This window comes from Sinorhizobium sp. 22678, from assembly GCF_052044265.1.
Classification (GTDB): domain Bacteria; phylum Pseudomonadota; class Alphaproteobacteria; order Rhizobiales; family Rhizobiaceae; genus Sinorhizobium; species Sinorhizobium meliloti_A.
Window position 1 is genome coordinate 116,983 of record NZ_JBQEMS010000004.1, and the last position, 23,235, is coordinate 140,217.

The 23,235-nt window shown below is 64.3% G+C and carries 20 protein-coding genes and 1 pseudogene; 7 read left to right on the forward strand and 14 right to left on the reverse strand.

Annotation, left to right across the window (positions count from 1 at the left end; translation table 11 throughout):
* The first annotated feature begins 5 nt into the window (after window positions 1-5).
* Window positions 6-474: pseudogene (locus ACTJKL_RS08125) on the forward strand (GNAT family N-acetyltransferase).
* A 117-nt stretch (window positions 475-591) separates the two neighbouring features.
* Here the strand turns inward: ACTJKL_RS08125 and ACTJKL_RS08130 are convergent.
* The 9 genes from ACTJKL_RS08130 to ACTJKL_RS08170 form a co-directional block, all read right to left on the reverse strand.
* Window positions 592-1,248 (reverse strand): TetR family transcriptional regulator, encoded by a 657-nt coding sequence (locus ACTJKL_RS08130; protein WP_324762677.1) that lies wholly within the window; start codon window positions 1,246-1,248, stop codon window positions 592-594.
* A 64-nt stretch (window positions 1,249-1,312) separates the two neighbouring features.
* Complete coding sequence (locus ACTJKL_RS08135) at window positions 1,313-4,459, reverse strand: multidrug efflux RND transporter permease subunit (RefSeq protein WP_440852661.1); 3,147 nt, start codon at window positions 4,457-4,459, stop codon at window positions 1,313-1,315.
* Window positions 4,460-4,469: 10 nt separating this feature from the next.
* Window positions 4,470-5,681: an efflux RND transporter periplasmic adaptor subunit gene (locus ACTJKL_RS08140; RefSeq protein WP_512556636.1), complete on the reverse strand. Its 1,212-nt coding sequence runs from the start codon at window positions 5,679-5,681 to the stop codon at window positions 4,470-4,472.
* Between the two features lie 414 nt (window positions 5,682-6,095).
* Window positions 6,096-7,106: an ABC transporter ATP-binding protein gene (locus ACTJKL_RS08145; RefSeq protein WP_440852662.1), complete on the reverse strand. Its 1,011-nt coding sequence runs from the start codon at window positions 7,104-7,106 to the stop codon at window positions 6,096-6,098.
* Between the two features lie 16 nt (window positions 7,107-7,122).
* Window positions 7,123-8,187 carry a Gfo/Idh/MocA family protein gene (locus ACTJKL_RS08150; RefSeq protein ID WP_100669884.1) on the reverse strand — a complete coding sequence of 355 codons (1,065 nt, stop codon included), beginning with the start codon at window positions 8,185-8,187 and terminating at the stop codon, window positions 7,123-7,125.
* A complete protein-coding gene (locus tag ACTJKL_RS08155; RefSeq protein ID WP_100669883.1) occupies window positions 8,184-9,023 on the reverse strand; it encodes a carbohydrate ABC transporter permease in 840 nt (279 codons plus the stop codon). The genes ACTJKL_RS08150 and ACTJKL_RS08155 overlap by 4 nt, the downstream gene beginning before the upstream one ends.
* Window positions 9,024-9,035: 12 nt before the next feature.
* Window positions 9,036-9,983, reverse strand: a complete 948-nt coding sequence (locus ACTJKL_RS08160) for a carbohydrate ABC transporter permease (protein WP_018093826.1) — start codon at window positions 9,981-9,983, stop codon at window positions 9,036-9,038.
* A gap of 266 nt (window positions 9,984-10,249) precedes the next feature.
* Complete coding sequence (locus ACTJKL_RS08165; protein ID WP_100669881.1) at window positions 10,250-11,509, reverse strand: ABC transporter substrate-binding protein; 1,260 nt, start codon at window positions 11,507-11,509, stop codon at window positions 10,250-10,252.
* Between the two features lie 55 nt (window positions 11,510-11,564).
* Window positions 11,565-12,461, reverse strand: a complete 897-nt coding sequence (locus tag ACTJKL_RS08170; protein ID WP_440852663.1) for an N-acetylmuramic acid 6-phosphate etherase — start codon at window positions 12,459-12,461, stop codon at window positions 11,565-11,567.
* 199 nt (window positions 12,462-12,660) lie between these two features.
* On the opposite strand from ACTJKL_RS08170, the gene ACTJKL_RS08175 reads away from it, so the two are divergent.
* The 4 genes from ACTJKL_RS08175 (at window position 12,661) to nagA (ending at window position 16,580) form a co-directional block, all read left to right on the forward strand.
* Window positions 12,661-13,545 (forward strand): glucosamine kinase nucleotide-binding domain-containing protein, encoded by an 885-nt coding sequence (locus tag ACTJKL_RS08175; protein ID WP_100669879.1) that lies wholly within the window; start codon window positions 12,661-12,663, stop codon window positions 13,543-13,545.
* Window positions 13,542-14,306 carry a GntR family transcriptional regulator gene (locus ACTJKL_RS08180; protein ID WP_018093830.1) on the forward strand — a complete coding sequence of 255 codons (765 nt, stop codon included), beginning with the start codon at window positions 13,542-13,544 and terminating at the stop codon, window positions 14,304-14,306. The genes ACTJKL_RS08175 and ACTJKL_RS08180 overlap by 4 nt, the downstream gene beginning before the upstream one ends.
* A 94-nt stretch (window positions 14,307-14,400) precedes the next feature.
* Window positions 14,401-15,423, forward strand: coding sequence for an SIS domain-containing protein (locus tag ACTJKL_RS08185; RefSeq protein ID WP_275596994.1), 1,023 nt, complete (start codon window positions 14,401-14,403; stop codon window positions 15,421-15,423).
* Window positions 15,420-16,580: an N-acetylglucosamine-6-phosphate deacetylase gene (gene nagA, locus ACTJKL_RS08190; protein ID WP_440852664.1), complete on the forward strand. Its 1,161-nt coding sequence runs from the start codon at window positions 15,420-15,422 to the stop codon at window positions 16,578-16,580. The genes ACTJKL_RS08185 and nagA overlap by 4 nt, the downstream gene beginning before the upstream one ends.
* Before the next feature lie 194 nt (window positions 16,581-16,774).
* Here nagA and ACTJKL_RS08195 read toward each other — a convergent pair whose 3' ends face one another.
* The 3 genes from ACTJKL_RS08195 to ACTJKL_RS08205 are packed head-to-tail and all read right to left on the reverse strand — an operon-like array spanning window position 16,775 to window position 19,784.
* Entirely contained in the window at window positions 16,775-17,518 is a 744-nt protein-coding gene (locus tag ACTJKL_RS08195; protein WP_379937153.1) for a copper homeostasis protein CutC, read from the reverse strand.
* Window positions 17,515-18,426: an ROK family protein gene (locus tag ACTJKL_RS08200; RefSeq protein WP_379937152.1), complete on the reverse strand. Its 912-nt coding sequence runs from the start codon at window positions 18,424-18,426 to the stop codon at window positions 17,515-17,517. Before ACTJKL_RS08200 ends, ACTJKL_RS08195 begins: the two co-directional genes overlap by 4 nt.
* Window positions 18,423-19,784, reverse strand: a complete 1,362-nt coding sequence (locus tag ACTJKL_RS08205) for an amidase (protein ID WP_440852665.1) — start codon at window positions 19,782-19,784, stop codon at window positions 18,423-18,425. Before ACTJKL_RS08205 ends, ACTJKL_RS08200 begins: the two co-directional genes overlap by 4 nt.
* A gap of 385 nt (window positions 19,785-20,169) precedes the next feature.
* Here ACTJKL_RS08205 and ACTJKL_RS08210 point away from each other — a divergent pair, with 385 nt between their 5' ends.
* Both ACTJKL_RS08210 and ACTJKL_RS08215 read left to right on the forward strand, forming a co-directional pair.
* Entirely contained in the window at window positions 20,170-20,904 is a 735-nt protein-coding gene (locus ACTJKL_RS08210; protein ID WP_018093837.1) for a sulfate transporter family protein, read from the forward strand.
* A 76-nt stretch (window positions 20,905-20,980) separates the two neighbouring features.
* Window positions 20,981-21,193 carry a SlyX family protein gene (locus tag ACTJKL_RS08215; RefSeq protein WP_033047208.1) on the forward strand — a complete coding sequence of 71 codons (213 nt, stop codon included), beginning with the start codon at window positions 20,981-20,983 and terminating at the stop codon, window positions 21,191-21,193.
* Between the two features lie 74 nt (window positions 21,194-21,267).
* Here ACTJKL_RS08215 and ACTJKL_RS08220 read toward each other — a convergent pair whose 3' ends face one another.
* Both ACTJKL_RS08220 and msrA read right to left on the reverse strand, forming a co-directional pair.
* A complete protein-coding gene (locus ACTJKL_RS08220; RefSeq protein WP_324762690.1) occupies window positions 21,268-22,260 on the reverse strand; it encodes a BMP family lipoprotein in 993 nt (330 codons plus the stop codon).
* 286 nt (window positions 22,261-22,546) lie between these two features.
* The gene (msrA, locus tag ACTJKL_RS08225; protein WP_018093840.1) at window positions 22,547-23,200 is read right to left on the reverse strand and encodes a peptide-methionine (S)-S-oxide reductase MsrA; all 654 of its coding nucleotides are present in this window, start codon (window positions 23,198-23,200) and stop codon (window positions 22,547-22,549) included.
* Between the last annotated feature and the right edge of the window lie 35 nt (window positions 23,201-23,235).

Below are 23,235 nucleotides of genomic sequence, written 5' to 3' on the forward strand. Positions count from 1 at the left end.
ACGCCATGGAGACGGTTCGCATCGACGCCAGCTTCGATCGTTACGAGGAGTTGCTGTCGCTGATCCGTGCGTCCTTCGCCTATATGGACGGCCGCATCGATCCGCCCTCCTCGGCCCATACGCTGACGGCGGCCTCCCTTAACCGGAAAGCAAGAGACGAGATCGCCTTCGCGGCCGTCGCCGGGCGTGACCTCCTGGGCTGCATCTTCTGTAAGCCGGAAGCGGACTGTCTCTATATCGGCAAACTCGCCGTCGCTCGGCTTCCAGGGAAAGGGAGTAGGGCGGATGCTCATCGCCGCCGCCGAGGAAACGGCGCGCGGTCTGGGCCTGCCTGCGCTGAGGCTTCAGACACGCATCGAACTCACCGGGAACCAGGCCGCTTTTGCGGCTTTGGGCTTCGTGGAGACGGCGCGAACCGCCCATCCAGGCTTCACCCGCCCGACCTCGGTCGATATGCGCAAAGTGCTCAGCTAGATCACGATGGTTTTGGGTCGGGTCGACCTAAAAGCACGACCGTGATCGGTTTCAGGAAGTTGAGACGCGGGATGCGGGCGGAAACCGCACACGTTTTTCCTCATCGCGCTCTTTTCTTCATTCCGCTCCAGCGCCGAGGTGTGGGGAGGTATCGCCGCGCGCCGGCACCCGCCGGAAGCCCGCAAAGAGAGACTGGAGCGCTTCGCTCCCCTGGGCCACGAGGTCGAAGCGGCGGCCGAACAGCAGCCATTCGGTACAAAGCCCCATCATCATCCAGCGCAGGGCCCGCGCCGCGGTCGGCGGCGCCCAGTGCTCCTGCAACTGGCCCCTTTCCAGTGCCCGGGCGAAGGCAAGCTCGAGAAGGGCATCGTGGCGCTCATCGATCTCGCGCTGGCGCACGAGAACGGCGGACATGTCATTGTCGTAGTCGCAGCGCAGCATGATCGCGAGAATGCGCTGCCGCTGCTCGTCCGCGGCCAGGGTCGTCAACCAGTCGCTGGTCGCGCTCTCGACGATGGCGAGCGTGTCGAAGGGTTCCGTTTCGATCTCGCGTGCGATCATGTCTTCGTGAGGCAGCGGCACGGCCTCGTAAAGGGCGAGGAAGAGATCCGTCTTGTTGGCGAAATGCCAGTAGATGGCGCCGCGGGTGACGCCCGCCTCCTTCGCCACTTCCTCGAGCGTCGTATTGGGAACGCCCTTCTTGTAGAACATCCGCTCGGCGGCACACAGGATCTTCTGTCGTGTAGCCTCGGCGTCGGCCTTGGTTCGGCGCATCTATTCAAATTCTCCTTCGGCGACGGCCCGCCCGCCGCCCTAGGCGGGCGGGCCGTCTTCGATATTATTCGGCCGGGCTGGCGGTTTCGGATGCTGACTTGGCCGCCTCCGGCGCCGCTCTTCCGCGTTCGAAGATCTTCATCACGAACACGAAGAAGACCGGGACGAAGAAGATCGCCAGCACCGTCGCCGAGATCATGCCGCCCATGACCCCCGTGCCGATGGCGCGCTGGCTGCCGGAACTCGCGCCCGTCGCGATCGCCAGCGGCAGGACGCCGAGGGTGAAGGCGAGCGAGGTCATCAGGATCGGCCGGAAGCGCAGATGCGCAGCCTCCAGTGTTGCGTCGATGAGCGACTTGCCCTGTTCGCGGAGTTCCTTGGCGAACTCGATGATCAGGATCGCGTTCTTCGCCGAAAGCCCGATGATCGCGATCAGGCCGACCTTGAAGTAGACGTCGTTCGGCATGTCGCGCATCGTCACCGCAAGCACGGCGCCGATGACGCCGAGCGGCACGACCATGATGACCGAGACCGGAATGGACCAGCTCTCATAGAGCGCGGCCAGGCACAGGAAGACGAGCAGGCAAGAGAGCGCAATCAGGAGCGGCGCCTGCGAGCCCGACTGGATTTCCTGCAGCGACTGCCCTGTCCACTCATAGCCGAAGCCCGCGGGAAGCTGGGCCACCAGGCGCTCCATCTCGGCGATCGCATCGCCGGAGGAGTAGCCGGGAGCGGCCTCGCCGCTGATGCGGACCGCCGGATAACCGTTATAGCCCACCGTTTGCGTCGGCGCCTTTACCCATTCCACGTCCGCAAAGGCCGAAAGCGGAACCATGCCGCCATTGGAGTTGCGGACGTTCAGGTTCAGGAGATCCGCCGTCTGCATGCGCTTCGTCTCGTCCGCCTGCACCGTCACGCGCTGCATGCGGCCGGCATTCGGGAAGTCGTTGACATAGGACGAGCCGAGATTGGTCGAGATGGTCGAGTTGATGTCGGCAAAGGTCACGCCGAAGGTATTGGCCTTCTCGCGGTCGATATTGACGCTGACCTGCGCCGCATCGGGCATGCCCTCGAAGCGGACCCCGGTCAGGACCTTGCTCTGGGAGGCGAGGCCGAGCAGCTGATCGCGCGCTTGCGCCAGCGCCTCTTGACCGAGACCCGCACGGTCCTGCAGGCGGAAGGAAAACCCGCCGGTCGTCCCGAGCCCCTGGATCGCCGGAGGCGACAGAGCGAAGCTGATCGCATCCTTGATCTGGCTCATGGCCATCGTGGCGCGGCCGGCGATCGATTGGGCGGAGTTGTCAGCATCGCGCTCGCTCCAGTCCTTGAGCGTCACGAATGCGAGCCCCGCATTCTGCCCGCTGCCGAAAAAGGAAAAACCGTTGATCGCCACGATCGTGTCGACCGCCTTTTCCTGGCCGAAGATGGTCTCGGTCTGCTCGATCACCTCCGTGGTGCGGTTTGCAGTCGCTTCCGAAGGCAATTGCATCATCACGATGACGAAGCCCTGGTCCTCGTCCGGCAGAAACGACGAAGGAAGCTGGAGAAAGGCCCAGCCGAGGCCGGCGAGCAGCGCTAGATAGATGACCATGAAGCGGCCGGTCCGCCTGACGATGCCTCCGACGGCGCGCGTGTAGCCGTGCGACGTCCGGTCGAAGCCGCGATTGAACCAGCCGAAGAAGCCGCGCTTGGCGTGATGGTGACCCTTCGGAACCTGCTTGAGGAAGCTTGCGCAAAGCGCCGGCGTCAGCGAGAGCGCAAGCAGCGCCGAGAACAGGATCGAGACGACCATGGTAAGACTGAACTGGCGATAGATCACGCCGACGGCGCCCGGGAAGAAGGCCATCGGGATGAACACCGAGGCCAGCACCAGGGTGATGCCGATCACCGCACCGGTGATCTGCTTCATCGCCTTGCGGGTTGCATCCTTCGGAGTGAGCCCTTCTTCCGACATGATACGCTCGACGTTCTCGACCACGATGATCGCATCGTCGACGAGAATGCCGATCGCCAGCACCATGCCGAACATCGTCAGCACGTTGATCGAGAAGCCCATCGCCAGCATGACGGCGCAGGTGCCGAGCAGGGCGACCGGCACGACGATGGTGGGAATGATCGTGTAGCGGACGTTCTGCAGGAAGAGGAACATTACCAGGAAGACGAGGCCGACGGCCTCGACGAGGGTGTGCAGCACCTTCTCAATCGACACCGCGACGAAGGGCGAGGTGTCATAGGGGACCGAATATTCGAGCCCTTCCGGGAAGAACTCCGCCAGCTCGTCCATGCGCGCCTTGATCGCTGCCGAGGTCGACATCGCGTTGCCGCTCGGAGAAAGCTGCACGGCGATGGCCGCCGAGGGGCTGCCGTTGAGGCGGGTGGAGAAGGTGTAGCTTTCGCCGCCGATCTCGAGGCGCGCGACGTCGCGCAGCCGCACGGCGGAGCCGTCGGCATTCGCCCTGAGCACGATGGCACCGAATTCCTCCGGGCTCGAAAGCTGACCCTTGATGACGACCGGAGCGGTGACCTGCTGCGTGATCGGATTCGGCTGGGCGCCGATCGAGCCCGAGGCGATCTGGGCGTTTTGAGCCTGGATCGCTGCCGTGACGTCGGCCGCCGTCAGGTTGAGGCCGAGCATCTTGTCGGGATCGAGCCAGACGCGCATCGAGCGCTCGGTCGCAAAGAGCTGGGCGCGTCCGACGCCGGGCACGCGCTGGATTTCGCTGAGCACGTTGCGGCTGAGATAGTCGCCGAGCCCGATCGCGTCCATCGAACCATCGGTCGAAGTCAGCGAGATGATCAGCAGGAAGCCGGCGCCGGCCTCGTCCACCTGCACGCCTTGCTGCCTGACGGGATCGGGCAGGCGCGGTTCGACGCGCTGCACCCGGTTCTGAATGTCGACCGAGGCCTGGCTTGGATCGGTGCCCGGCTGGAAGGTGGCGTCGATCGAGACCGAGCCGGAGGAGCTGGTCGACGATTCGAAGTAAAGCAGCCCCTCGACGCCGTTCAGCTCATCCTCGATCAGCCGCGTGACGCTCTGATAGGTGTCCTGCGAGGAGGCGCCGGGATAGTTGGTATTGATCGATATCTGCGGCGGTGCGACATCCGGATACTGCGAAACCGGCAGGAGCGGAATAGCCATGATGCCGGCGATCATGATGAAGATCGCCACCACCCAGGCAAAGATCGGCCTGTCTATGAAAAAACTGGGCATGATATCGGTCTCACTTCACTTCGGTGCCGGGCTTTTCGCCGGCATCGGCCGAAGCGCTGGCCTGTTCGGGCGCGGGCTTTGCATTCGGGTCCCAGTCGGAAGGCTGCACGGGCGCGCCCGGGCCGACTTTCTGGAAACCCTCGACTATGACCTTTTCGCCGGGTTTCAGGCCGGAGGTCACCTGCCAGCGCTCGCCGACGGTGCGTCCGAGCGTGACGTTGCGGAATTCAACCTTGTTGTCGGCATTCACGACATAGACCTGCGACTGCCCGGCATTGTTGCGCTGCACGGCCTGCTGCGGGACGGTGATCGCGTCCTTTTCCAAACCCTGCTGGATCTGGACGCGGACATACATGCCCGGCAGCAGATCGTTGTTCGGGTTGGGGAATTCGCCGCGCAGCGTCACCTGGCCCGTGGTCGCGTCGACGGCGGCCTCTGAGAAGAGCAGCCTGCCCTTGAGGGCGTAGGGCGTCCCGTCGTCGAGGATCAGCTGAACCTCGGCCTCGTTGTTGGCGCTCATCCACTGGCCGTCCTTGAGCGCTTTGCGCAGGCGGATCAGATCCGTCGCCGACTGGGTGAAATCGGCGTAGATCGGGTTGAGCTGCTGGATCGTTGCAAGGTTCTGAGTGTCGTTGGTGTTGACGAGCGCGCCTTCGGTGATCAGCGCCCGGCCGATCCGGCCGCTGATCGGAGCGGTGACGTTCGTATATTGCAGATTGAGCTTGGCCTCGGCGAGCCCTGCCTCGGCGATGCCGACATCGGCCTCGGCCTGGGCGAGGGCCGCGATCGCATCGTCGTACTGCTGCACGGCGGTGACCTGCGCCTCCTTCAGGCGCGACTGGCGGTCGGCCGTCCGCTTGGCCTGATCGACCACCGCCTGAGCGCGCTTCAGCGTCGCCGCGGCGCTGTCCACCTTGACCTGGAACGGTGCCGGGTCGATGCGGTAGAGCACGTCGCCTTCCTTGACCATGGTGCCCTGCTCGAACACGCGCTCGACGACGATGCCGGAGATGCGCGGGCGGACCTCGGCGATGCGGGTGGCGGTGATGCGGCCGGGCAGTTCGTTGGTGATCGGCAGAGGTTCCGCCTTCGTCGTGAAGACGGCGACCGGCGACGGCGGAGGGGCGGCAGCCGCGGCCTGCTGTTCTTCATTCTTCTGGCAGCCCGCGAGAAAAATCACGGATGCCAGCGCGGCGGCCAATATCGGTCGGTTCATGCGCATCGCAATGTCCATATTGTCAAAGGACCGGCCGCAGTCGCGGCGTTTCGCAAGCGCTGCGCGGTCCAAAAGTGAGGTGAAGCGGAGCCGGTATCGGAGTGGAAAATACCGGAAAGCTAATATACAGACGCCAATGTATGTTAATTTCTGCCGCAGTGCAACAGAGTTTCGACGCGCCGGACGGGGAGGCAAAAAAGGGGGGAGTCGCAACGGTTTCGGCGTTGCGGCGCGTGGTGAATCACGCAGGTGTGATTCGGGCCGAAGCTGTTTCAGAGTGCAAATCGTCCCGTCATCCGGCTGCCGCGACCTTCTCCCCGCCGGCGGGGAGAAGGAAAACACGGGACCGCCTGCGCCACGATGCCACGGCCCGCGTGCGGAGGGTTAGGGTGAGGGGCAATCATACCGGCACTTCGTCTCTTACTGACCCGACCTGATCACCCGCCCGTCCGCATCGAAGCGGTGCATGCTGCCGATTACCGGCGTCGCGTGGACGATGTCGTCGGCGGCATAGCGGTGTTCGCCGAAGAGGCGCACCGTCAGCAGGCCGACCGCCTCCGATTCGATATAGATGATCGTGTCGGCGCCAAGATGCTCGACATGGATCACCTTGCCCTTCCAGTCCCCGCTTTCACGGGAGAGGCCGATATGCTCCGGACGGATACCGATCGTCTTTGCCTCTCCGTCGCCGAGCTTTGCGGCTTCGATGAAATTCATCTGCGGCGAGCCGATGAAGCCGGCGACGAAAAGGTTGGCCGGGCGATTGTAGAGCTCCATCGGCGAGCCGACCTGCTCGATCCGGCCGGCATTCAGCACGACGATCTTGTCGGCAAGCGTCATCGCCTCGACCTGATCGTGGGTCACGTAGATCATCGTCGCCTTGAGGCTGCGGTGAAGGCGGGCGATCTCGAGCCGCGTGTTGACGCGCAACGCCGCGTCGAGGTTCGACAGCGGCTCGTCGAAAAGGAAGAGCTTCGGCTCGCGCACGATCGCGCGGCCGATCGCCACGCGCTGACGCTGGCCGCCGGAAAGCTCGGCCGGACGGCGGGCGAGATAGGGTTCTAGCGACAGCATGCCGGCCGCCTTGGCGACCTTTTCTTCGATCTCCGCCTTCGGCACACCCGCCTGCTTCAGCCCGAGGCCCATATTGTCCTTGACGGTCAGGTGCGGATAGAGCGCGTAGGACTGAAACACCATGGCGATGCCGCGCTTGGCCGGCGCCACATGGCCGACCTCGACGCCGTCGATCTGAACGCTGCCCGAGGTCGCGTCCTCGAGGCCGGCGATAGTGCGCAGAAGCGTCGACTTTCCGCAGCCGGACGGACCGACGAAGATGACGAACTCGCCGTCCTTCACGTCCAGGTCGATGCCCTTCAGCACCTCATGACTGCCGAAGGCCTTGCGGATGGTTTTGAGTTGAAGTGATCCCACGTGTCGCCCTCTTGGGTTAAAGCTCGACCGGCTTGCCGGTGCGCACACTCTCGTCGGCGGCGAGGCAGATCTTCAGCGACTGCACCGCATCGTCCATGTGCCGGCCGAGATCGATGTCTTCTCGGATGGCCTTGAGCACGAAGGCCTGCTCGCGGTCGCAAAGCTCCTGGTGGCCGGGCTCGCCCTCCATCACCAGGTCCTCGTCGGATTTCAGGAACCGGCCGTCCGGTCCCGTCGCGGCGCTGTGCACGCGGATGACGGAGGTTTTCGTGTGCACGTCGATGTCGTCCGACTTGGCGTTCTGATCCATGACGATCGACACGGCGCCGTTCGGAGACATCACGTCCTTCACGAAAAAGGCCGTCTCGGAGATCATCGGCCCCCAACCCGCCTCGTACCAGCCCACAGAGCCGTCCTCGAAGATCACCTGCAGATGCCCGTAATTGTACATATCCGCGGCGATCTCGTTCGAGAGCCTCAAGCCCATGCCGCGCACCTCGACGGGCCTGGCATCGGTGATCTGGCACATGACGTCGACATAGTGGACGCCGCAATCGACGATCGGCGGTGTCGTCTGCATCAGCGACTTGTGCGTCATCCAGGTCGGGCCGCTCGACTGCTGGTTCAGGTTCATGCGGAAGACAAAGGGCCCTCCGAGCTTGCGGGCTTCCGCGATCAGCCGCATCCAGGACGGGTGGTGGCGCAGGATATAGCCGACGACCAGCTTGCGGCCGTTGGCCCGGGCGCAGGCGACGACGCGCTCGGCGTCGACGACCGTCGTTGCCAGTGGCTTCTCCACGAAAACATGGGCTCCCGCCTCCATCGCCATCACCGCATAGTCCGCATGCGTGTCGGAATAGGTGTTGATCGAGCAGAGCTCCGGCTTCAGCGCGGCCAGCGCCTCCGGGAACGACGGCAGGATCTCGTATCCTGCCAGAGCCTCGGGCAGCGCCACCTTCGATCGGTTGACCAGCCCGGCGATTTCGAAGCCGGGGTTCTGATGATAGGCGAGCGCGTGGCTGCGGCCCATATTGCCGAGCCCGGCGCTGAGCACGCGGATCGGGGGTGCGGATGAATTCACTTGACTGCTCCTGCCGTGATGCCGCGGATCAGCTGCCGCGAGAAGATGACGTAAAGGACGAGGACCGGGAAGATCGCCAGCGACAGCGCCGAGAGGACCGCGTTCCAGTTGGTGACGAACTGGCCGATGAAGATCTGCGAGCCGAGGGTGACGGTCTTGGTCGCCTCGGCGGGCGCGAGGATCAGGGGGAACCAGAGATCGTTCCAGATGGGGATCATGGTGAAGACGGCGACCGTCGCCATGGCCGGGCGGATGAGCGGCAGCACCAGCCGCAGGAAGATCGCATATTCCGACAGGCCGTCGATGCGTCCGGCATTCTTCAGGTCGTCGGATACGGTGCGCATGAACTCGGACAGAATGAATACCGCCAACGGCAGGCCTTGCGCCGTATAGACGAGGATCAGCGCGGTCAGCGTATTGACGAGACCAGTCGCCACCATGCCCTGCAGGATCGCCACCGTTCCGAGCCGGATCGGGATCATGATGCCAAGCGCCAGATAGAGTCCCATCAGCGTATTGCCGCGGAAGCGGTATTCGGAAAGCGCGAAGGCGGCCATGGCGCCGAACAGCAGGACGAGCGCGATCGAGACCACGGTGACGATGATGCTGTTCTGGAAATAGCCGATGAAGTCACCCTGCTTCAGCACCGTTTCGTAGCCGATCAGGCTGAAGGTCTCGGGTGTCGGGATCGCCAGAGGCTCCCGGAAGATCGCGTTGCGGCTCTTGAACGAGTTTACGATCGTCAGGAACACCGGAAAGAGTGCAACGAGCGTATAGGCGATCAGGGCCGCGTGAACGGCGCCCATGCGCACGAAGGAGGCGCGTGCTTTCGACATCTTCTATCCTCCTTAGAACTGATAGCGGCGCATGCGGCGCTGTATGCCGAAGAGATAGAGCGCGACGCCGGCGAGAATGATCAGGAACATGATTGCGGCGATCGTCGCGCCCATCGAACGGTCGCCGAGCTGAAGCTGGAAACCGAAGAAGGTGCGATAGAGCAGGGTGCCCAGGATGTCGGTCGACTTGTCCGGGCCGGCCAGCGCGCCCTGCACCGTATAGATCAGGTCGAAGGCGTTGAAATTGCCGACGAAGGTGAGGATCGACACGATGCCGATGGCAGGCAGGATCAGCGGAAGCTTGATCTTCCAGAACTGGCTCCAGCCGGTGACGCCGTCGAGCTCCGCCGCCTCGGTCACCTCGTCTGGAATGTTGAGAAGCGCCGCATAGATCAGCATCATCGGGATGCCGATATATTGCCAGACGGAAATGAGCGAAACGGCGATAAGCGCGGTGTCGGGCTTGCCGAGCCAGGGCCCGAACAGCGACCGCAGGCCGACCGTGTCGAGAAGATAGGGGGCGACGCCCCAGATCGGCGACAGGATCAGCTTCCAGATGAAACCGACGATGACGAAGGAGAGCAGCGTCGGCAGAAAGATCGCCGTGCGATAGAAGGCGCCGAAGCGCAGCTTCGGGACGGACAGCATGGCGGCGAGCGCGATGCCGATCGGGTTCTGCACGGCCATGTGGATCAGGAAAAAGACGAAATTGTTCTTGAGCGCGTTCCAGAAATCCGCCGCCCAGCGCGGGTCGCCGAACAGAACCTTGAAATTGCCCAGGCCCACGAAGGTCAACTGGCCGTCAACCGTGTTGTAGAAGGACTGGCGCAGCGTCTCGAAGAGCGGAAGGATCATCACCGCCGTGTAGACGACGAGCGCCGGCAGCAGAAAGACGAGGATGTGCCAGCGCCGCGGGCGCCTGATCTCGGTGACGTCGGTCGTGATTTCACGTGGGTTCATCGGCCTCTGGCCCGTTCTCAAACCGGCTGGCCATAAGGGCGCAGCCTCGATTTCTTTCGAAATGCGGCGCGGCTTCCTGCCTTGCACCGTGCTTCCGTCTGGCGTCCCGGGGTCGCGGAGAGCCGGCAAGCCGCTTCGATCCGCCCGTCACAGGCGCGGCGCCGTAGCGCCGGTGCCCGAGCAATCCATGACGCCGTCCCGCATGCGATACGTTTGCACATGTCGGGGAGGGTGCGCAGACGGCATCCACGCACCCCGTTCCGGTCTTACTTTACCGGCTTGAACCAGCTGTCGAGGCCGTCCTGGAGCTTCTTGGCCGCCGCCTCCGGCGTGTCCGTGCCGTTGATGACATTGGCCGACATGACCCAGGTTTCGTTCTCGAGGTTAGGGGTTCCGCGCGACAGGATCTGATAGGTCGAGCGGATGGTCGGCTTGCATTTCTCCCGCCAGGAGACGAATTCCTGAGCGAGCGGATCGGACATCTTCACCGCCGTCGAATTCAGGCTGAAGAAGCCGGGCAGGGCGTTCGCATAGATTTCCGCGAACTCCGGCGAGGCGACCCAGGTGAGGAAGGTCTTGGCGGCATCCGCATTCTTGCTCTTGGCATTGAGGCCGATGCCGATGTCGTTGTGGTCGGAGATGTAGCAGGTATCGCCCGCCTTCTTCACCGGGGGCGGAAAGGCGCCCATCTTGAATTCGGCCTGTGTGTTGAAGCCGGAGATTTCCCAGGAGCCGGCCGGGTAGATCGCCGCCCGGCCGAGCGTGAAGAGGTTCTGGCTGTCCGGATAGGTCTGTGCCTCGAAGCCGTCGCCGAGATAATCCTTCCACTTCGCCAGCACGCGGAAAGGCTCGACCCACGGCTCGTCGGTCAGTTTCTGCTCGCCTTTCAGCAGAGCCAGACGGCCTTCCTCGCCCTTCCAGTAGTTCGGGCCGATGTTCTGGTAGCCCATCGTGGCGGCTTCCCAGAGATCCTTCGTGCCCATCGCCATCGGGATGTAGTTGCCGTCCGCCTGGATCTTTTCGAGGACCGTGAAGAACTCCTCCTCGGTCGTCGGAACGGAAAGGCCGAGCTGGTCGAAGGCATCCTTGTTGTAGATGAAGCCGTGAATGACGGAAGCCATCGGCACGCAGAAGGTCGCCTTGCCGTCGTCGGTCGTCCACGCGGATTTGGCGACGTCGGAGAAATTCTCCATGCCGGGAAGACCGGTCAGGTCGGCAAGATGCTTCTTGTTGTAGAGTTCGAGCGAGGCGTCGAAGGGACGGCAGGTGATCAGGTCACCCGCGGAGCCGGCGTCGAGCTTGGCGTTGAGGGCGGCGTTGTATTCGGTGGGGGCCGAGGGCGCGAATACCACCTTGATGCCCGGGTTCTTCGCCTCGAAGGCGGGGATCAGCTTTTCCTGCCAGATCGCCAGGTCGTCATTGCGCCAGCTTTCGATCGTCAGCGTTGCGTCCTGGGCTTGTGCAAGCCCGGCCGAGCCGAGAATGCTCGATGCGAGCAGCAAGCCTTTCATTGTTGAGCGGGTCATGCAGTTTCTCCCCTTTAGGCGCGTGTCGCGCGGTTTTGAATTCCCAGTTTGTCTCTCACGCCCCGACGATGGCGATCGCCCGGCGCAAATTCTGATCGGCGCGCTCGAGCGCGTCTTCGGCATGGGCGATGTCCCTCGCTCCGGATGCGAGCAGGATCGCCAGCTTGACCGACCCGGCGGCAAGGCCGAGCAGCCTGTCCGCCTCGGCGGCGCCGATGCCGGTTATGTCCGAGACGATCCGGATCGCCCGGCCGCGCAGCTTGATGTTGTCGGCACGCAGATTGACCATGTGACCATCGAGCACGTGGCCGAGATGGATGCCGACCATGGTGGAAAGCATGTTGAACGCGATCTTCTGAGCCGTCCCGGCGCCCATGCGCGTCGAGCCGGACACGACTTCCGGAGGCGTCTCCAGGAGGATGGAGACGTCGGCGTTCAGAAGGAGCGGTGCGCCGGCATTGTTGGCCATGCCGATGACGCGGGCGCCGCGTTGCGCGGCCTCGTCGGCAGCGGCGATCGCATAGGGCGTGGAACCGCTGGCGGAAACCGAAATGAGGCAGTCGCCCGCCCCGATTCCGGCGTTGCGCACATCGGCGCGCGCGAGCTCCATGTCGTCCTCATAGCCGCCGGCAAGATCGGTGAGGCTTTCGGCGCCGCCGGCAATGAGAATGACGATCTGCTCCCGAGCTATGCCGTAGGTGCCCGGCAGTTCGAGGGCGTCCGCCATCGCCATCAACCCGGAGCTTCCTGCGCCGGCATAGGCAAGCCGGCCGCCCGAGGCAAGGCTGTCCGCCGCAAGGCGGGCCGCGGCGGAAATCGGCTCGATCGCCTGTTCCACCGACCTTGCCGCCTCCTGCTGACCGGCTGCGAGCAAGCGAAGGGCCAGCTCCGGACGCATGACGTCCAGGCCCTTGGCATTGTCGCGGCGTTCCTCGGTCTTGGCTGGCGGCATGGCATCGTCCTCCTCTTCTGGAATTAATGCCAAAAAAATACCACTTGTCTAGGAGAAATTTAACTTTTGCCGCAAGAAACCGCTGAAAAAAGAAATAAATCCATAATTTTCAAAGAAATAGACTGGGGAATGATCCGTAGTCAGAAATCTCGCTTGGTTAATGGTATTTTTTTGGTATCTTGTGGTGACGGAGGTGCCCATGGCGTTTTACCTGATCGGAATTGATGGCGGCGGAACGAGCTGCCGTGCGGCTGTGGCAGCCCTCGACGGCCGCATTCTCGGCCGCGGCAAGGCGGGCGCCGCGAACATCCTTACCGATCCGGAAACGGCGCTGCAGAACATAACCGATGCGGCGCGCAACGCCTTCGGGGATGCGGGCCTCGACCAGGCCGCAATTGCGGCATCGCGCGCCATCGTCGGCGTCGCCGGCCACAATGTGGGCGATGCCGTTCATTACGTGAAGAGGCGGCTTCCCTTTGCTCAGGCCGATATCGAGTCCGACGGGCTGATCGCGCTGCAGGGCGCTCTCGGCGATGGGGACGGAGCCGTCGCGATACTCGGGACGGGCACGATCTATATCGCGCGCCGGGGCGATGAGATCAGCTATGTCGGCGGCTGGGGCTTCACCATCGGAGATCACGGCAGCGGCGCACGCATCGGTCACGCGCTGCTGCAGGAGAGCCTGCTCGCCTATGACGGCATACATGAAGGCTCGCGCGTGACCGATGCCGTGCTTGCCGAGTTCAACCACGACCCGCGCGACATCGTCGATTTCGCACGGCTCGCCAAGCCGGGCGAGTTCGGCCGCTATGCGCCGCGCGTCTTCGAATATGCCGAGCGCGGCGACCCTGTGGCAGTCAGCCTGTTGGAGGCTGCCGCCGCGACGGTGGACGAGGCGCTCGACGTGGTGGTTTCGAGGGGAAGCGAGAAGCTGTGCCTCCTCGGAGGATTGGCGCCGCTTTATCGCCGCTGGCTGGCCGACCGACATCAGCCGCGCTTCGTCGAGGCGCAGGCCGATGCTTTGACTGGCGCCGTCGCGCTGGCGGCGGCCCGTTTCGGCTCCCATTCCGGGGTTTCGGCATGAACCAGCAGCTCGCCGCCATTCTGCCGCTCGAAACCCTGCAGTCGGGGGGCGCCGGCCCGCTCTATCTGAAGCTTAGACAATCGCTCGAAGAGGCGATCCTGTCGGGCAAGCTCAATCACGGAGATGCGCTGCCGCCGGAGCGGGATCTTGCGGATTACGCCAATGTCAGCCGAGTCACGGTCCGCAAAGCCGTCGACGATCTCGTGCGTGACGGGCTCCTCGTGCGCCGCCACGGTTCCGGGACCTTCGTCGTCCGGCCGGTTTCGCGCGTCGAGCAGTCGCTTTCGCGCCTGACCTCCTTCACCGAGGACATGGCCCGGCGCGGCCTCAACACGCGTGCGGAATGGCTGGAGCGCGGGCTCTTCCATCCCTCGCCGGACGAGATGATGACCCTCGGGCTTGCGGCCGACGCGCTGGTGGCTCGCCTTGGGCGGCTCCGTATTGCCGACGACATGCCGCTTGCGATCGAACGCGCCTGCGTTTCGGCGGAATTCGTTCCCGATCCGCTCGCGGTCGCCTCCTCGCTCTATTCAGAGCTCGAGAAGAAACAGGCCCGGCCGGTGCGTGCGGTGCAGCGGATCTCCGCCTGCAATATCAAGGAACCGGACGCGGCCATGCTCGGCGTCGCGGTCGGCGCCGCCGGTCTTTCGATCGAGCGCGTCTCCTATCTTGCTTCGGGGCGTGTGGTCGAATTCACGCGGTCGCTCTACCGCGGCGATGCCTATGATTTCGTCGCGGAGCTGACGATCCCGGAAAATTGAGCCGGCGTGGCCGGACGAGGGAAGGGCGGGACCAAGGAAAAGTGTAAAGCGGTTTTCCGCCCGCATCCCGCCTGTTTGATGAAAGGACATGACGATGCAGACCAACATGCGGCGAGAAATCGACGAGATTCCCGAGGCCGCAGCCCGGTTGCTGGAGCGCTCGGCCACGGGGCTGGCGCAAGCAGGCGCGGCGCTGCGCGCCAAGGATCCGGCCTTTCTGGTAACGATCGCCAGAGGCTCTTCCGACCATGCCGCGCTGTTCCTGAAATACGCGATCGAGCTCACGATCGGTCGTCCGGTCGCCTCGCTCGGGCCCTCGCTGGCGTCGATATACGGTGCCGATCTGAAACTCGGCGGTGCGGCGGCGATTGCGATCTCGCAGTCCGGCAAGAGCCCGGACATCGTGGCCATGGCCGAAGCCGCGACACGCGCCGGCGCCGTTTCGATCGCGCTGACGAACACCCTGCCGTCGCCGATCGCCGAGGCCTGCACCCACCCGCTCGATATTCTCGCCGGGCCCGAAATTGCCGTTGCGGCGACCAAGTCCTATGTTAACTCGATCGTCGCCGGTCTTGCCGTGCTCGGCGAGTGGACCGGCGACGCGACGCTCAAGCACGCGGTCGCCGATCTGCCGAACCAGCTTGCCAAGGCCGTGAAGCTCGATTGGCAGGACTTTGCCGACGACCTTGCAGAAGCGGAATCGCTCTATGTGCTGGGCCGCGGTCCGGCGTTGGCCATCGCCAGCGAAGCGGCGCTGAAGTTCAAGGAGACGTCCGGCATGCATGCCGAGGCCTATTCCGCGGCAGAGGTGCTGCACGGACCGGTGGCGCTGGTCGGGCCCCGGTTCCCGGTGCTTGTGCTGGCCGCCCGCGATGCTGCCGAGGCCTCGGTTGCCGATATCGCGGACGGCATGAGTGCCAAGGGCGCGGTGGTGCACGTGACCTCGGCACGGGCGAGCAAGGCAAAACGCCTGCCCTTCGTCGAGACCGGGCACCCGCTCACCGACGCCTTGGCGCTGATCCTGCCGTTCTATGGCTTCGTCGAGGCCTGGTCCCGCTCTCGCGGTCTCAATCCCGACGCACCGGAGAACCTCAAGAAGGTGACGGAGACACGATGACTGCGAAGAAGACGATCAGCGGCGCGCGGATTTTCGACGGCATCGACTGGCACGACGGGGCAGCCCTCGTGATCGAGGCGGGACACGTCAAGGCGATTTCGCCGGCGGGAAGCGTCCCCGCCGGCGGCGAGACCGTCGACGCGCGTGGCCTGCTTCTCGTGCCCGGTTTCATCGATCTGCAGGTGAATGGCGGCGGCGGCGCGCTTCTGAACGAAGCGCCGACCCTCGAAAGCATCCGGCAGATCTGCGCGGCGCATGCGAAATACGGCACGACGGCGCTGCTGCCGACGCTGATCACCGACACGCGCGCGGTCAGGACCGCGGCCATTGCCGCAGGCGTCGAGGCGAAAGCCGCGGCGGTTCCGGGCTTCCTCGGCCTGCATCTCGAAGGCCCGCATCTGTCCGTCGCGCGCAAGGGGGCTCACGATCCGGCGCTGATCCGCCCGATGGGCGATGACGATCTTGCCGAGATACTCGCTTGCGCAAAGGCGCTCGGCCGTCTGATGCTCACCGTGGCCCCGGAAAACGCCACCAAGGAGCAGGTGCGGGCGCTGGCCGATGCCGGCGTCGTGGTGAGCCTCGGCCATACCGACGTGGATTACGATACCGCCTGCGCCTATGCCAAAGCGGGTGCCCGGACCGTCACGCATCTCTTCAACGCCATGAGCGGGCTCGGCCATCGCGAGCCCGGCGTGGTCGGCGCGGCGCTTTCGACCGGCACGCTCCACGCGGGCATGATCGCCGATGGTTTTCACGTTCACCCGGCCTCGATGGGCATCGCGCTGCGCGGCAAGAAAGGCCCGGGTCAGATTTTCCTGGTCACCGACGCCATGTCGCCGATCGGCACCGACCAGACGAGTTTCTTCCTGAACGGACGGGAAATCCTGCGCCAGGGCGGGCGCTTGACGCTTGCCGACGGCACCCTTGCCGGCGCCGATATCGACATGCTGTCGTCGGTCCGCTTCGTCCACCAAAGGCTTGGTCTGCCGATCGAAGAGGCGGTTCGCATGGCCTCCGCCTATCCCGCCGACGCCATGGGGATCGCCTCGCACAAGGGCCGGCTCCTGCCTGGTAAGGATGGGGACTTCGTGCTGCTCACGCCGGAACTCGCAATGAAATCGACCTGGATCGCCGGGGAGGCGGTTTTCGCGGCTTGAGGCAGCTTGGCGGAGCGATACACGGCAAGATGCCCCTCACCCTAACCCTCTCCCCGCAGGCGGGGAGAGGGTACTTGCCCTATGAAACACGGGCAGTTGTGGCTGGGCAGGCAGTCTCCGCTTGGCCCTTTGCCCCGCCTGCGGGGAGAAGGCGGGCCGGATGAGGGGCGGACGCCGGAAGGAAGCCTCACAACTTACGCTCGAATCTTCGCCCCTGTGGCATCGAGCCGCGCCCGCATCGCCCTGATCGTTGCTGAGTGCGTGCGGCGACGCTCCGGCGCGGCGAATCCCATCTCGACGAGGCGCTTGTCTTTAGCCGGCTCAGCAACAGAACAGGACGAATGAACCTCGGCGACAGCAAGCCTCGGCACGATCGCTCCGACTGTGTCGACGGTGATGCCCGATCCGGGCATGATCGAGAGCCGTCCCGCCGCCAGTTCGATAAGTCTTTCCAGCGTATCGGCCGCTTCCGGTGCCGTTCTCGCGCCGCCCGAGGTCAGGATGCGTTCGAAGCCGAGATCAGCGGCGATCTCCACCGCCTCGGCGAAATCCGGCACCAGATCGAAGGCGCGGTGCAAGGTGAGCCCCAAACCTGACGCATGGCCGGCGAGTTTCGTCAGCATGCGCGCGTCCAGGCGGCCGTCGGCGAGCGATGCGCCGAGAACCACGCCGGCGAGTCCTGCATGCCGCGCCGCGTCGATGTCGTGTCGCATGACCTCGAGGTCGGCCCTGTCATAGATGAAATCGCCCGCCCGCGGCCGGATCATCGCATAGACGGGCACCGGCGGTGGAGCGGCGGCGGCCATCAGGCCGGGGCTGGGTGTCAGCCCTCCCGCCCCAAGCGCCGAACAAAGTTCGATGCGGTCGGCGCCCCCGGCAACGGCGGCCTCCAGACCATCCGGATCGTCGACGCAGACCTCCAGCAATATGCGGCTCATGCCGATCTCCCAGCGAAGCCGAGCAAGGCGGCGCCGATCAGGCCCGGCTCCACCCGGCACTCGCCACGCACGACGAGCGGCCGGTCGAAACGCCTGAGGATGCGCGCCCGCACCGCCCGGTCGATCTCGGTGAGCAGCGCTTCGGCATTGGAAAGACCGCCGCCCACCGGCACGATCGTCGCCCCGGTGATGTTGATCACGAGCGCCAGCGGCGAACTCACCAGATCGACGAAGACGTCGATCGTGCGCGCCGCCTCGGCATTTCCGTTCTGCCAGCCTTCGATAATGTCGTGACTGGAGAGCACCTTGCCGTGGACCGTCTCATGGAGCCTTTCCAGCCCGCGTGCACCGCCGACCGTATCGACGCAACGGCTCTGGCCGCAGCCGCAGGGAAAGGCCGGTATGTCCATGGGCGGGTGTCCGGCGGCGGCCGCGACGGCGGGGCCGTGACCCCACTCGCCGGCAAAGCCGCCATCGGCATTGATCAGCCGGCCGTCGATCACCAGCCCGCCGCCGACGCCGGTGCCGAGGATGGCGCCGAAGACGATGCGATGGCCGCGCCCGGCGCCGACACCGGCCTCGGCAAGCGCGAAACAATCGGCATCGTTGGCGATCACCACCGGCAGGTGCAGCGCCGCTTCGAGTTCGGCGACGAGCTCACGCCCGTCGATGCAGGGAATGTTGGCGCATTTGATCCGGCGCGTCTCCGGATCGATCACCCCGGTGATCGAGATCGCCACCCTTTCGGGCAGGCCGCCCGCTTCGTCGAGCACGGATTCCATCGCCTCGACGAAGCGGCGGAAATCCGTGAGCGGCGTCGCGCGTCGGGGCAGCGGGAATATCCGCTCCGACGAATGGGTGATCGCGCCCTTGATCGCCGAGCCGCCGATGTCGAAACAGACGATCATGCATCGCCCCGGATGGTCGCCTCGGCGGCGAGTGCTGCGGAAAGCAGGCGGTCGTCCTGGTGATGAGGCGCCGAAAGCTGGAAGCCGACCGGCATGCCGGCCGCACCCGTGCCGCAGGGAAGAGAGACGCCGCAGAAATCCAGGAAGTTACCGATCGATGTATTGCGCAGCGTCCTGGCATTGACCTTGAAGAAGAGATCGTCGTCGGCAAGAAGCGGATCGAGCGGCGGCGCCACATGCGGCAGGGTCGGATGCGCAATGAGCTCGCCGGCCCTGATGCTCTCGCCCGCTTCATGGATCAGCCGCTCGCGGGCGTCGAGGATGGCGATGTAATCGCTGACGGTGATCTTCTCGCCGAGGCGGCTACGGGCGACGACGCGCGGGTCCATGCGCTCCGCTTCAGGCCCTGCCAAGCGTTCCCGGTGCAGCGTGTAGGCCTCTGCCGTCACAAGAGCGCCGTGGCGGGCGGTAAGCTCGAAAATTTCCGCAAAGCTCGGGAAGGCCTGCCGGCGGACCTTCACGCCCGCCGCTTCGAGGCGCTTGATCGCTTCCTCGAATGCGGTCACGACTTCCGGTTCGGCGTCGTCGAAGACGATCGTCTCGGGAACGACGATTGAAAGATCGGCGATCTCGGCGCGGCGGATCACCGGCGCGGTCAGTCCATGCATGGCGGCGTCTGCCCAGACTGCATCCTGCACCGTCTGGCAAAGAGGGCCGAGCGAATCGAGGCTTTGCGCGAGCGGGAAGACGCCCTTCATCGCGTAGCGGCCGCGTGTCGCCTTGTAGCCGACGATGCCGGTCATTGCCGCCGGGATACGGATCGAGCCGCCGGTGTCGGTGCCGATCGCCAGCGGCACGAGGCCGGCAGCGACCGCAGCGGCGGAACCGGAGGAGGAGCCGCCGGGAATGCGATGGACATCCGTGGACCTCGGATTGCGCGGCGTGCCGTAATGCGGATTGATGCCGAGCCCGGAGAAGGCGAATTCGCTCATATTGGTCCGCCCGACGCTGACCATGCCGGCGCTGCCGAGGTTCGCGACCACCGTTGCGTCGGCCGCGGCCGGCGGCCCTTCAGCGAGAACGACGGAACCTGCGGTCGTGACACCGCCGGCAAGATCGAAGAGGTCCTTCCAGGCGACGGGCAGGCCGTCGAGCAGCCCGAGGGAGCGGCCGGTCTTGATGCGCTCGGAAGCCGCCTTCGCTTCGCGCGCCGCACGCTCCTGCGTGAGCGCGACGAAGATCGATCGGTCGGGGTGGTTTTCGATCCGCGTCAGGGTTTCCGCGACAAGCGCGACGGGATCGAGCTTGCCGGACTGCGCGAGCACGGCGAGGCTCGCAAGTGTTCGTTGGTTGATCATGGTACCTTTTCCCGCTGGCGTTCCAGCGCTCGGATACGACTTTCCTTCCCCTGGATCACGATGTTTTTAGGTCGAGCGACCGGAAAACATGAGCGTGATTGATTCCAAGAGGTTGAGACGCGGGATCCGGGCGGAAAACCGCACACACTTTTCCTCGTCCCGCTCCAGCATATCGCATTCGTTCGACGCACACGACAATGCCCTCCTCGTTATTCCGATAGAGCAGGCGGGGTGCTTCTGCGATGGTAAAGCCACCGGCGACTTGGGGGCTGTCGCCACAAAAGGAAACAGCAGCAGGCCCGAAAACCGCCTCCGGCCGGCTTGCTCCTGCCGGCCGCTCTGCCTACATGCCTTTCGGTTGCACTTATCGGCCAGGGAGACGGTCATGATTCTCGATGCGGCGCGCCTTGCCTTCGCCAATCTTTTCGCGACGGAGACCCGCACGGTCTTCTGGAAGGTCATCGGGCTGACGCTGCTGGCGCTCGTCGCGCTCTGGTTCGCGCTGCGCGAGCTCTTCGTCTGGCTTGCCCTGCCCTGGATCGATGCGCTGATGCCGGGCACACCCGACTGGGCGGGGTGGCTCACTTTCGTCGTCGGGATCTTTGCGAGCCTGGGACTCGCGCTCGCGCTGGCGCTGCTGCTGGCGCCGGTGACGGCGCTGATTGCCGGCTTCTTCCTCGACGATGTCGCCGAGGTGGTCGAGAAACGGGACTATCCCGGCGAGGCGCCCGGCACGCCGCTGCCTCTCGCCGAGGCTATCACCGGTTCGGCGAAATTCCTCGGCGTCGTCATTCTCGGCAACATCGTCGCGCTTTTCCTCCTGTTGGTGCCGGGGGTCAATCTTGTCGCGTTCTTCCTCGTCAACGGCTACCTGCTCGGTCGGGAGTTCTTCGAGTTCGCCGCCATGCGCCATCGTCCGCCCGCGGAGGCGCGGCTCTTCCGTGCCAAACATCGCTCGACCGTATTCCTCGCCGGCCTCGTGCTGGCGGCCTTCCTAGCCGTGCCTCTGCTCAACCTGCTGACGCCGCTCTTTGCTGCCGGCATGATGGTGCACCTGCACAAGATGCTCTCGGCGCGGGACACCGGTTTTGCGGGCACGACCGCGGCTGCGAGAAGCTGATCGCACCGCGCTCCCTTGACACCCGGCCGCGCACCGACATTCTGCGCCCGACCTTGAATCCGACCGACGGAGAAGCATGATGCGCGAAGCAGAAGAGCGGATCACCCGGCTCGAAGAGACGGTGGCTCATCAATTGAAGACCATCGAGGAGCTTTCGGACCAACTGGCGGAGCAATGGAAGGTGGTCGAGCAGACGCGCGCCAAGCTCGATCGTCTGACCGAACGGTTCCTGAGCCTCGAAGAACAGGCGCAAGATGCGACTCCGGTGACGCGCCCGCCGCATTATTGATGCCTCTTGATCCCACAAAAAAGCCTCCGGTCGCATGAACCGGAGGCTTTTGAATAAGGTCAGATGTGCGACGATCAGTACGGGCAGGTCTCGTCGGTCATATAGTCGTGAACCTGGACCTTGCCGGCGATGATGTCTGCCTTCACTTTCTCGACCGCTTCCTTCATTTCCGGCGTGATCAGCGCCTGATTGTGCTCGTCGAGCGCGTAGCCGACTCCGTCTTCCTTGAGACCGAGATTGGAGATGCCGAATTCGAACTTGTCGTCCTTCGCGGCCATGAAGGAGTCGTAGACGGCGACGTCGACGCGCTTCAGCATGGATGTCAGCACCTTGCCCGGCTGCAGCATGTTCTGGTTGGAATCGACACCGATTCCGAGCTTGCCCGCATCCGCTGCCGCCTGCAGCACGCCCACGCCGGTGCCGCCGGCAGCATGATAGACGACGTCGGAGCCCTGATCGATCTGCGACTTGGCGATCTCGCCGCCCTTGACCGGGTCGTTCCATGCATCGGGCGTGGTGCCGGTGTAAGCTTCGAGCACCTTTACGTCCTCACCGGTCGACTTGGCGCCGCCGACATAGCCGCAGGCGAATTTGTGGATCAGCGGGATGTCCATGCCGCCGACGAAGCTGACCGTCTTGGTCTTGGAGGCGAGGCCGGCAAGAACGCCGACGAGATATGAGCCTTCCTGCTCCTTGAAGACAATCGATTTGACGTTGGGTTTTTCGACAACCATGTCGATGATCGCGAACTTGGTGTCCGGATATTCGCCGGCGAGCTTCTCGAGCGACGCGGCCCAGTTGAAGCCGGCCATGACGATCGGGCTGTTGCCGTCGCTGGCGAAGCGGCGCAGCGCCTGTTCGCGCTGGGCGTCGTTGGCGATCTCGAACTCGCGATATTCGATGCCGGTTTCGGCCTTGAACTTTTCGGCTCCGTTGAAGGCCGCTTCGTTGAAGGATTTGTCGAACTTTCCGCCGAGGTCGTAGATGATCGCCGGCTTGATGTCGGCGGCCAATGCCGTCGCGGACATCATCGAGAATGCAAAAAGACCGAGAATGGTTTTTTTCATTGTAAAGCCCTGTTGTCGCTATTGATCTTTTCGGGTCTTCCGCCGGTCCCGAACGGGGCCCCCACCGCGGAACCCGCCCCTCTCTTTAAGGCTTGGGTGGGCGCATCCTTGCACGGCTTCGGCAAAAAAACATCCAAATTTTTTCGGATGGTAAAAAAGCGATCCGGCCGCCGAACTGGCCGGCGGAGCCGGCTCACGGTGCAAAAAAAGGGGTGCGGACATATGTCCGCACCCCGTTCGATCCTAAGCATGTCGAGAGCGTCGGCTTCGACGCGCCGCGGAACGGTCAGGCGCCGATCGGGCAGCTGACGCCGGTGCCGCGCAATCCGCAATAGCCGTCCGGATTCTTGGCGAGATATTGCTGGTGATAGTCTTCGGCGAAGTAGAAAGGTCCCGCCTTCGCGATTTCGGTGGTGATCTCGCGATCATGCTTGCCGACCCGCAGCGCCTTCTGGAAGGCGTTGCGCGCAGCATTCGCCTCGGCGAGCTGCTCCTCGTCATAGACATAGATCGCCGAGCGGTAGGTGGTGCCGACGTCGTTGCCCTGGCGCATGCCCTGGGTGGGGTCGTGCTCCTCGAAGAATGTCTTCAGCAGGCGCTGAAGCGAGACCTTGGCCGGATCGTAGACCACCAGCACCACCTCCGTGTGGCCGGTCAACCCCGTCGTCGTCTCCTGATAGGTCGGATTGGGCGTGAGCCCGCCGGAGTAGCCGGCAGCCGTCACGTAGACGCCGGGGATCTCCCACAGGAGACGCTCGGCGCCCCAGAAGCAGCCCATACCGAAGAGGATCTTCTTCATGCCTTCCGGATAAGGGCCCTTGAGCGGCCGTCCGGACACGAAATGCGTCGTCGCGGTCGGGATCTCCTCCTCTCGGCCGGGCAGCGCCGTTGCAGCATCGGGCAGGATGGTCTTCTTGTTGAACATGTCGATCAGAAACATCTGAGGCTCCTTTCGTCAGCGCTCGTGGGAGCAAG

Bases quoted from the DNA above. Each gene is read 5' to 3' on its own strand.
- ACTJKL_RS08130 (WP_324762677.1), bottom strand. From the start codon at position 1,248: ATGCGCCGAACCAAGGCCGACGCCGAGGCTACACGACAGAAGATCCTG.
- ACTJKL_RS08135 (WP_440852661.1), bottom strand. From the start codon at position 4,459: ATGCCCAGTTTTTTCATAGACAGGCCGATCTTTGCCTGGGTGGTGGCG.
- ACTJKL_RS08140 (WP_512556636.1), bottom strand. From the start codon at position 5,681: ATGCGCATGAACCGACCGATATTGGCCGCCGCGCTGGCATCCGTGATT.
- ACTJKL_RS08155 (WP_100669883.1), bottom strand. From the start codon at position 9,023: ATGTCGAAAGCACGCGCCTCCTTCGTGCGCATGGGCGCCGTTCACGCG.
- ACTJKL_RS08160 (WP_018093826.1), bottom strand. From the start codon at position 9,983: ATGAACCCACGTGAAATCACGACCGACGTCACCGAGATCAGGCGCCCG.
- ACTJKL_RS08165 (WP_100669881.1), bottom strand. From the start codon at position 11,509: ATGACCCGCTCAACAATGAAAGGCTTGCTGCTCGCATCGAGCATTCTC.
- ACTJKL_RS08170 (WP_440852663.1), bottom strand. From the start codon at position 12,461: ATGCCGCCAGCCAAGACCGAGGAACGCCGCGACAATGCCAAGGGCCTG.
- ACTJKL_RS08175 (WP_100669879.1), top strand. From the start codon at position 12,661: ATGGCGTTTTACCTGATCGGAATTGATGGCGGCGGAACGAGCTGCCGT.
- ACTJKL_RS08180 (WP_018093830.1), top strand. From the start codon at position 13,542: ATGAACCAGCAGCTCGCCGCCATTCTGCCGCTCGAAACCCTGCAGTCG.
- ACTJKL_RS08185 (WP_275596994.1), top strand. From the start codon at position 14,401: ATGCAGACCAACATGCGGCGAGAAATCGACGAGATTCCCGAGGCCGCA.
- nagA (WP_440852664.1), top strand. From the start codon at position 15,420: ATGACTGCGAAGAAGACGATCAGCGGCGCGCGGATTTTCGACGGCATC.
- ACTJKL_RS08195 (WP_379937153.1), bottom strand. From the start codon at position 17,518: ATGAGCCGCATATTGCTGGAGGTCTGCGTCGACGATCCGGATGGTCTG.
- ACTJKL_RS08200 (WP_379937152.1), bottom strand. From the start codon at position 18,426: ATGATCGTCTGTTTCGACATCGGCGGCTCGGCGATCAAGGGCGCGATC.
- ACTJKL_RS08205 (WP_440852665.1), bottom strand. From the start codon at position 19,784: ATGATCAACCAACGAACACTTGCGAGCCTCGCCGTGCTCGCGCAGTCC.
- ACTJKL_RS08210 (WP_018093837.1), top strand. From the start codon at position 20,170: ATGATTCTCGATGCGGCGCGCCTTGCCTTCGCCAATCTTTTCGCGACG.
- ACTJKL_RS08215 (WP_033047208.1), top strand. From the start codon at position 20,981: ATGATGCGCGAAGCAGAAGAGCGGATCACCCGGCTCGAAGAGACGGTG.
- ACTJKL_RS08220 (WP_324762690.1), bottom strand. From the start codon at position 22,260: ATGAAAAAAACCATTCTCGGTCTTTTTGCATTCTCGATGATGTCCGCG.
- msrA (WP_018093840.1), bottom strand. From the start codon at position 23,200: ATGTTTCTGATCGACATGTTCAACAAGAAGACCATCCTGCCCGATGCT.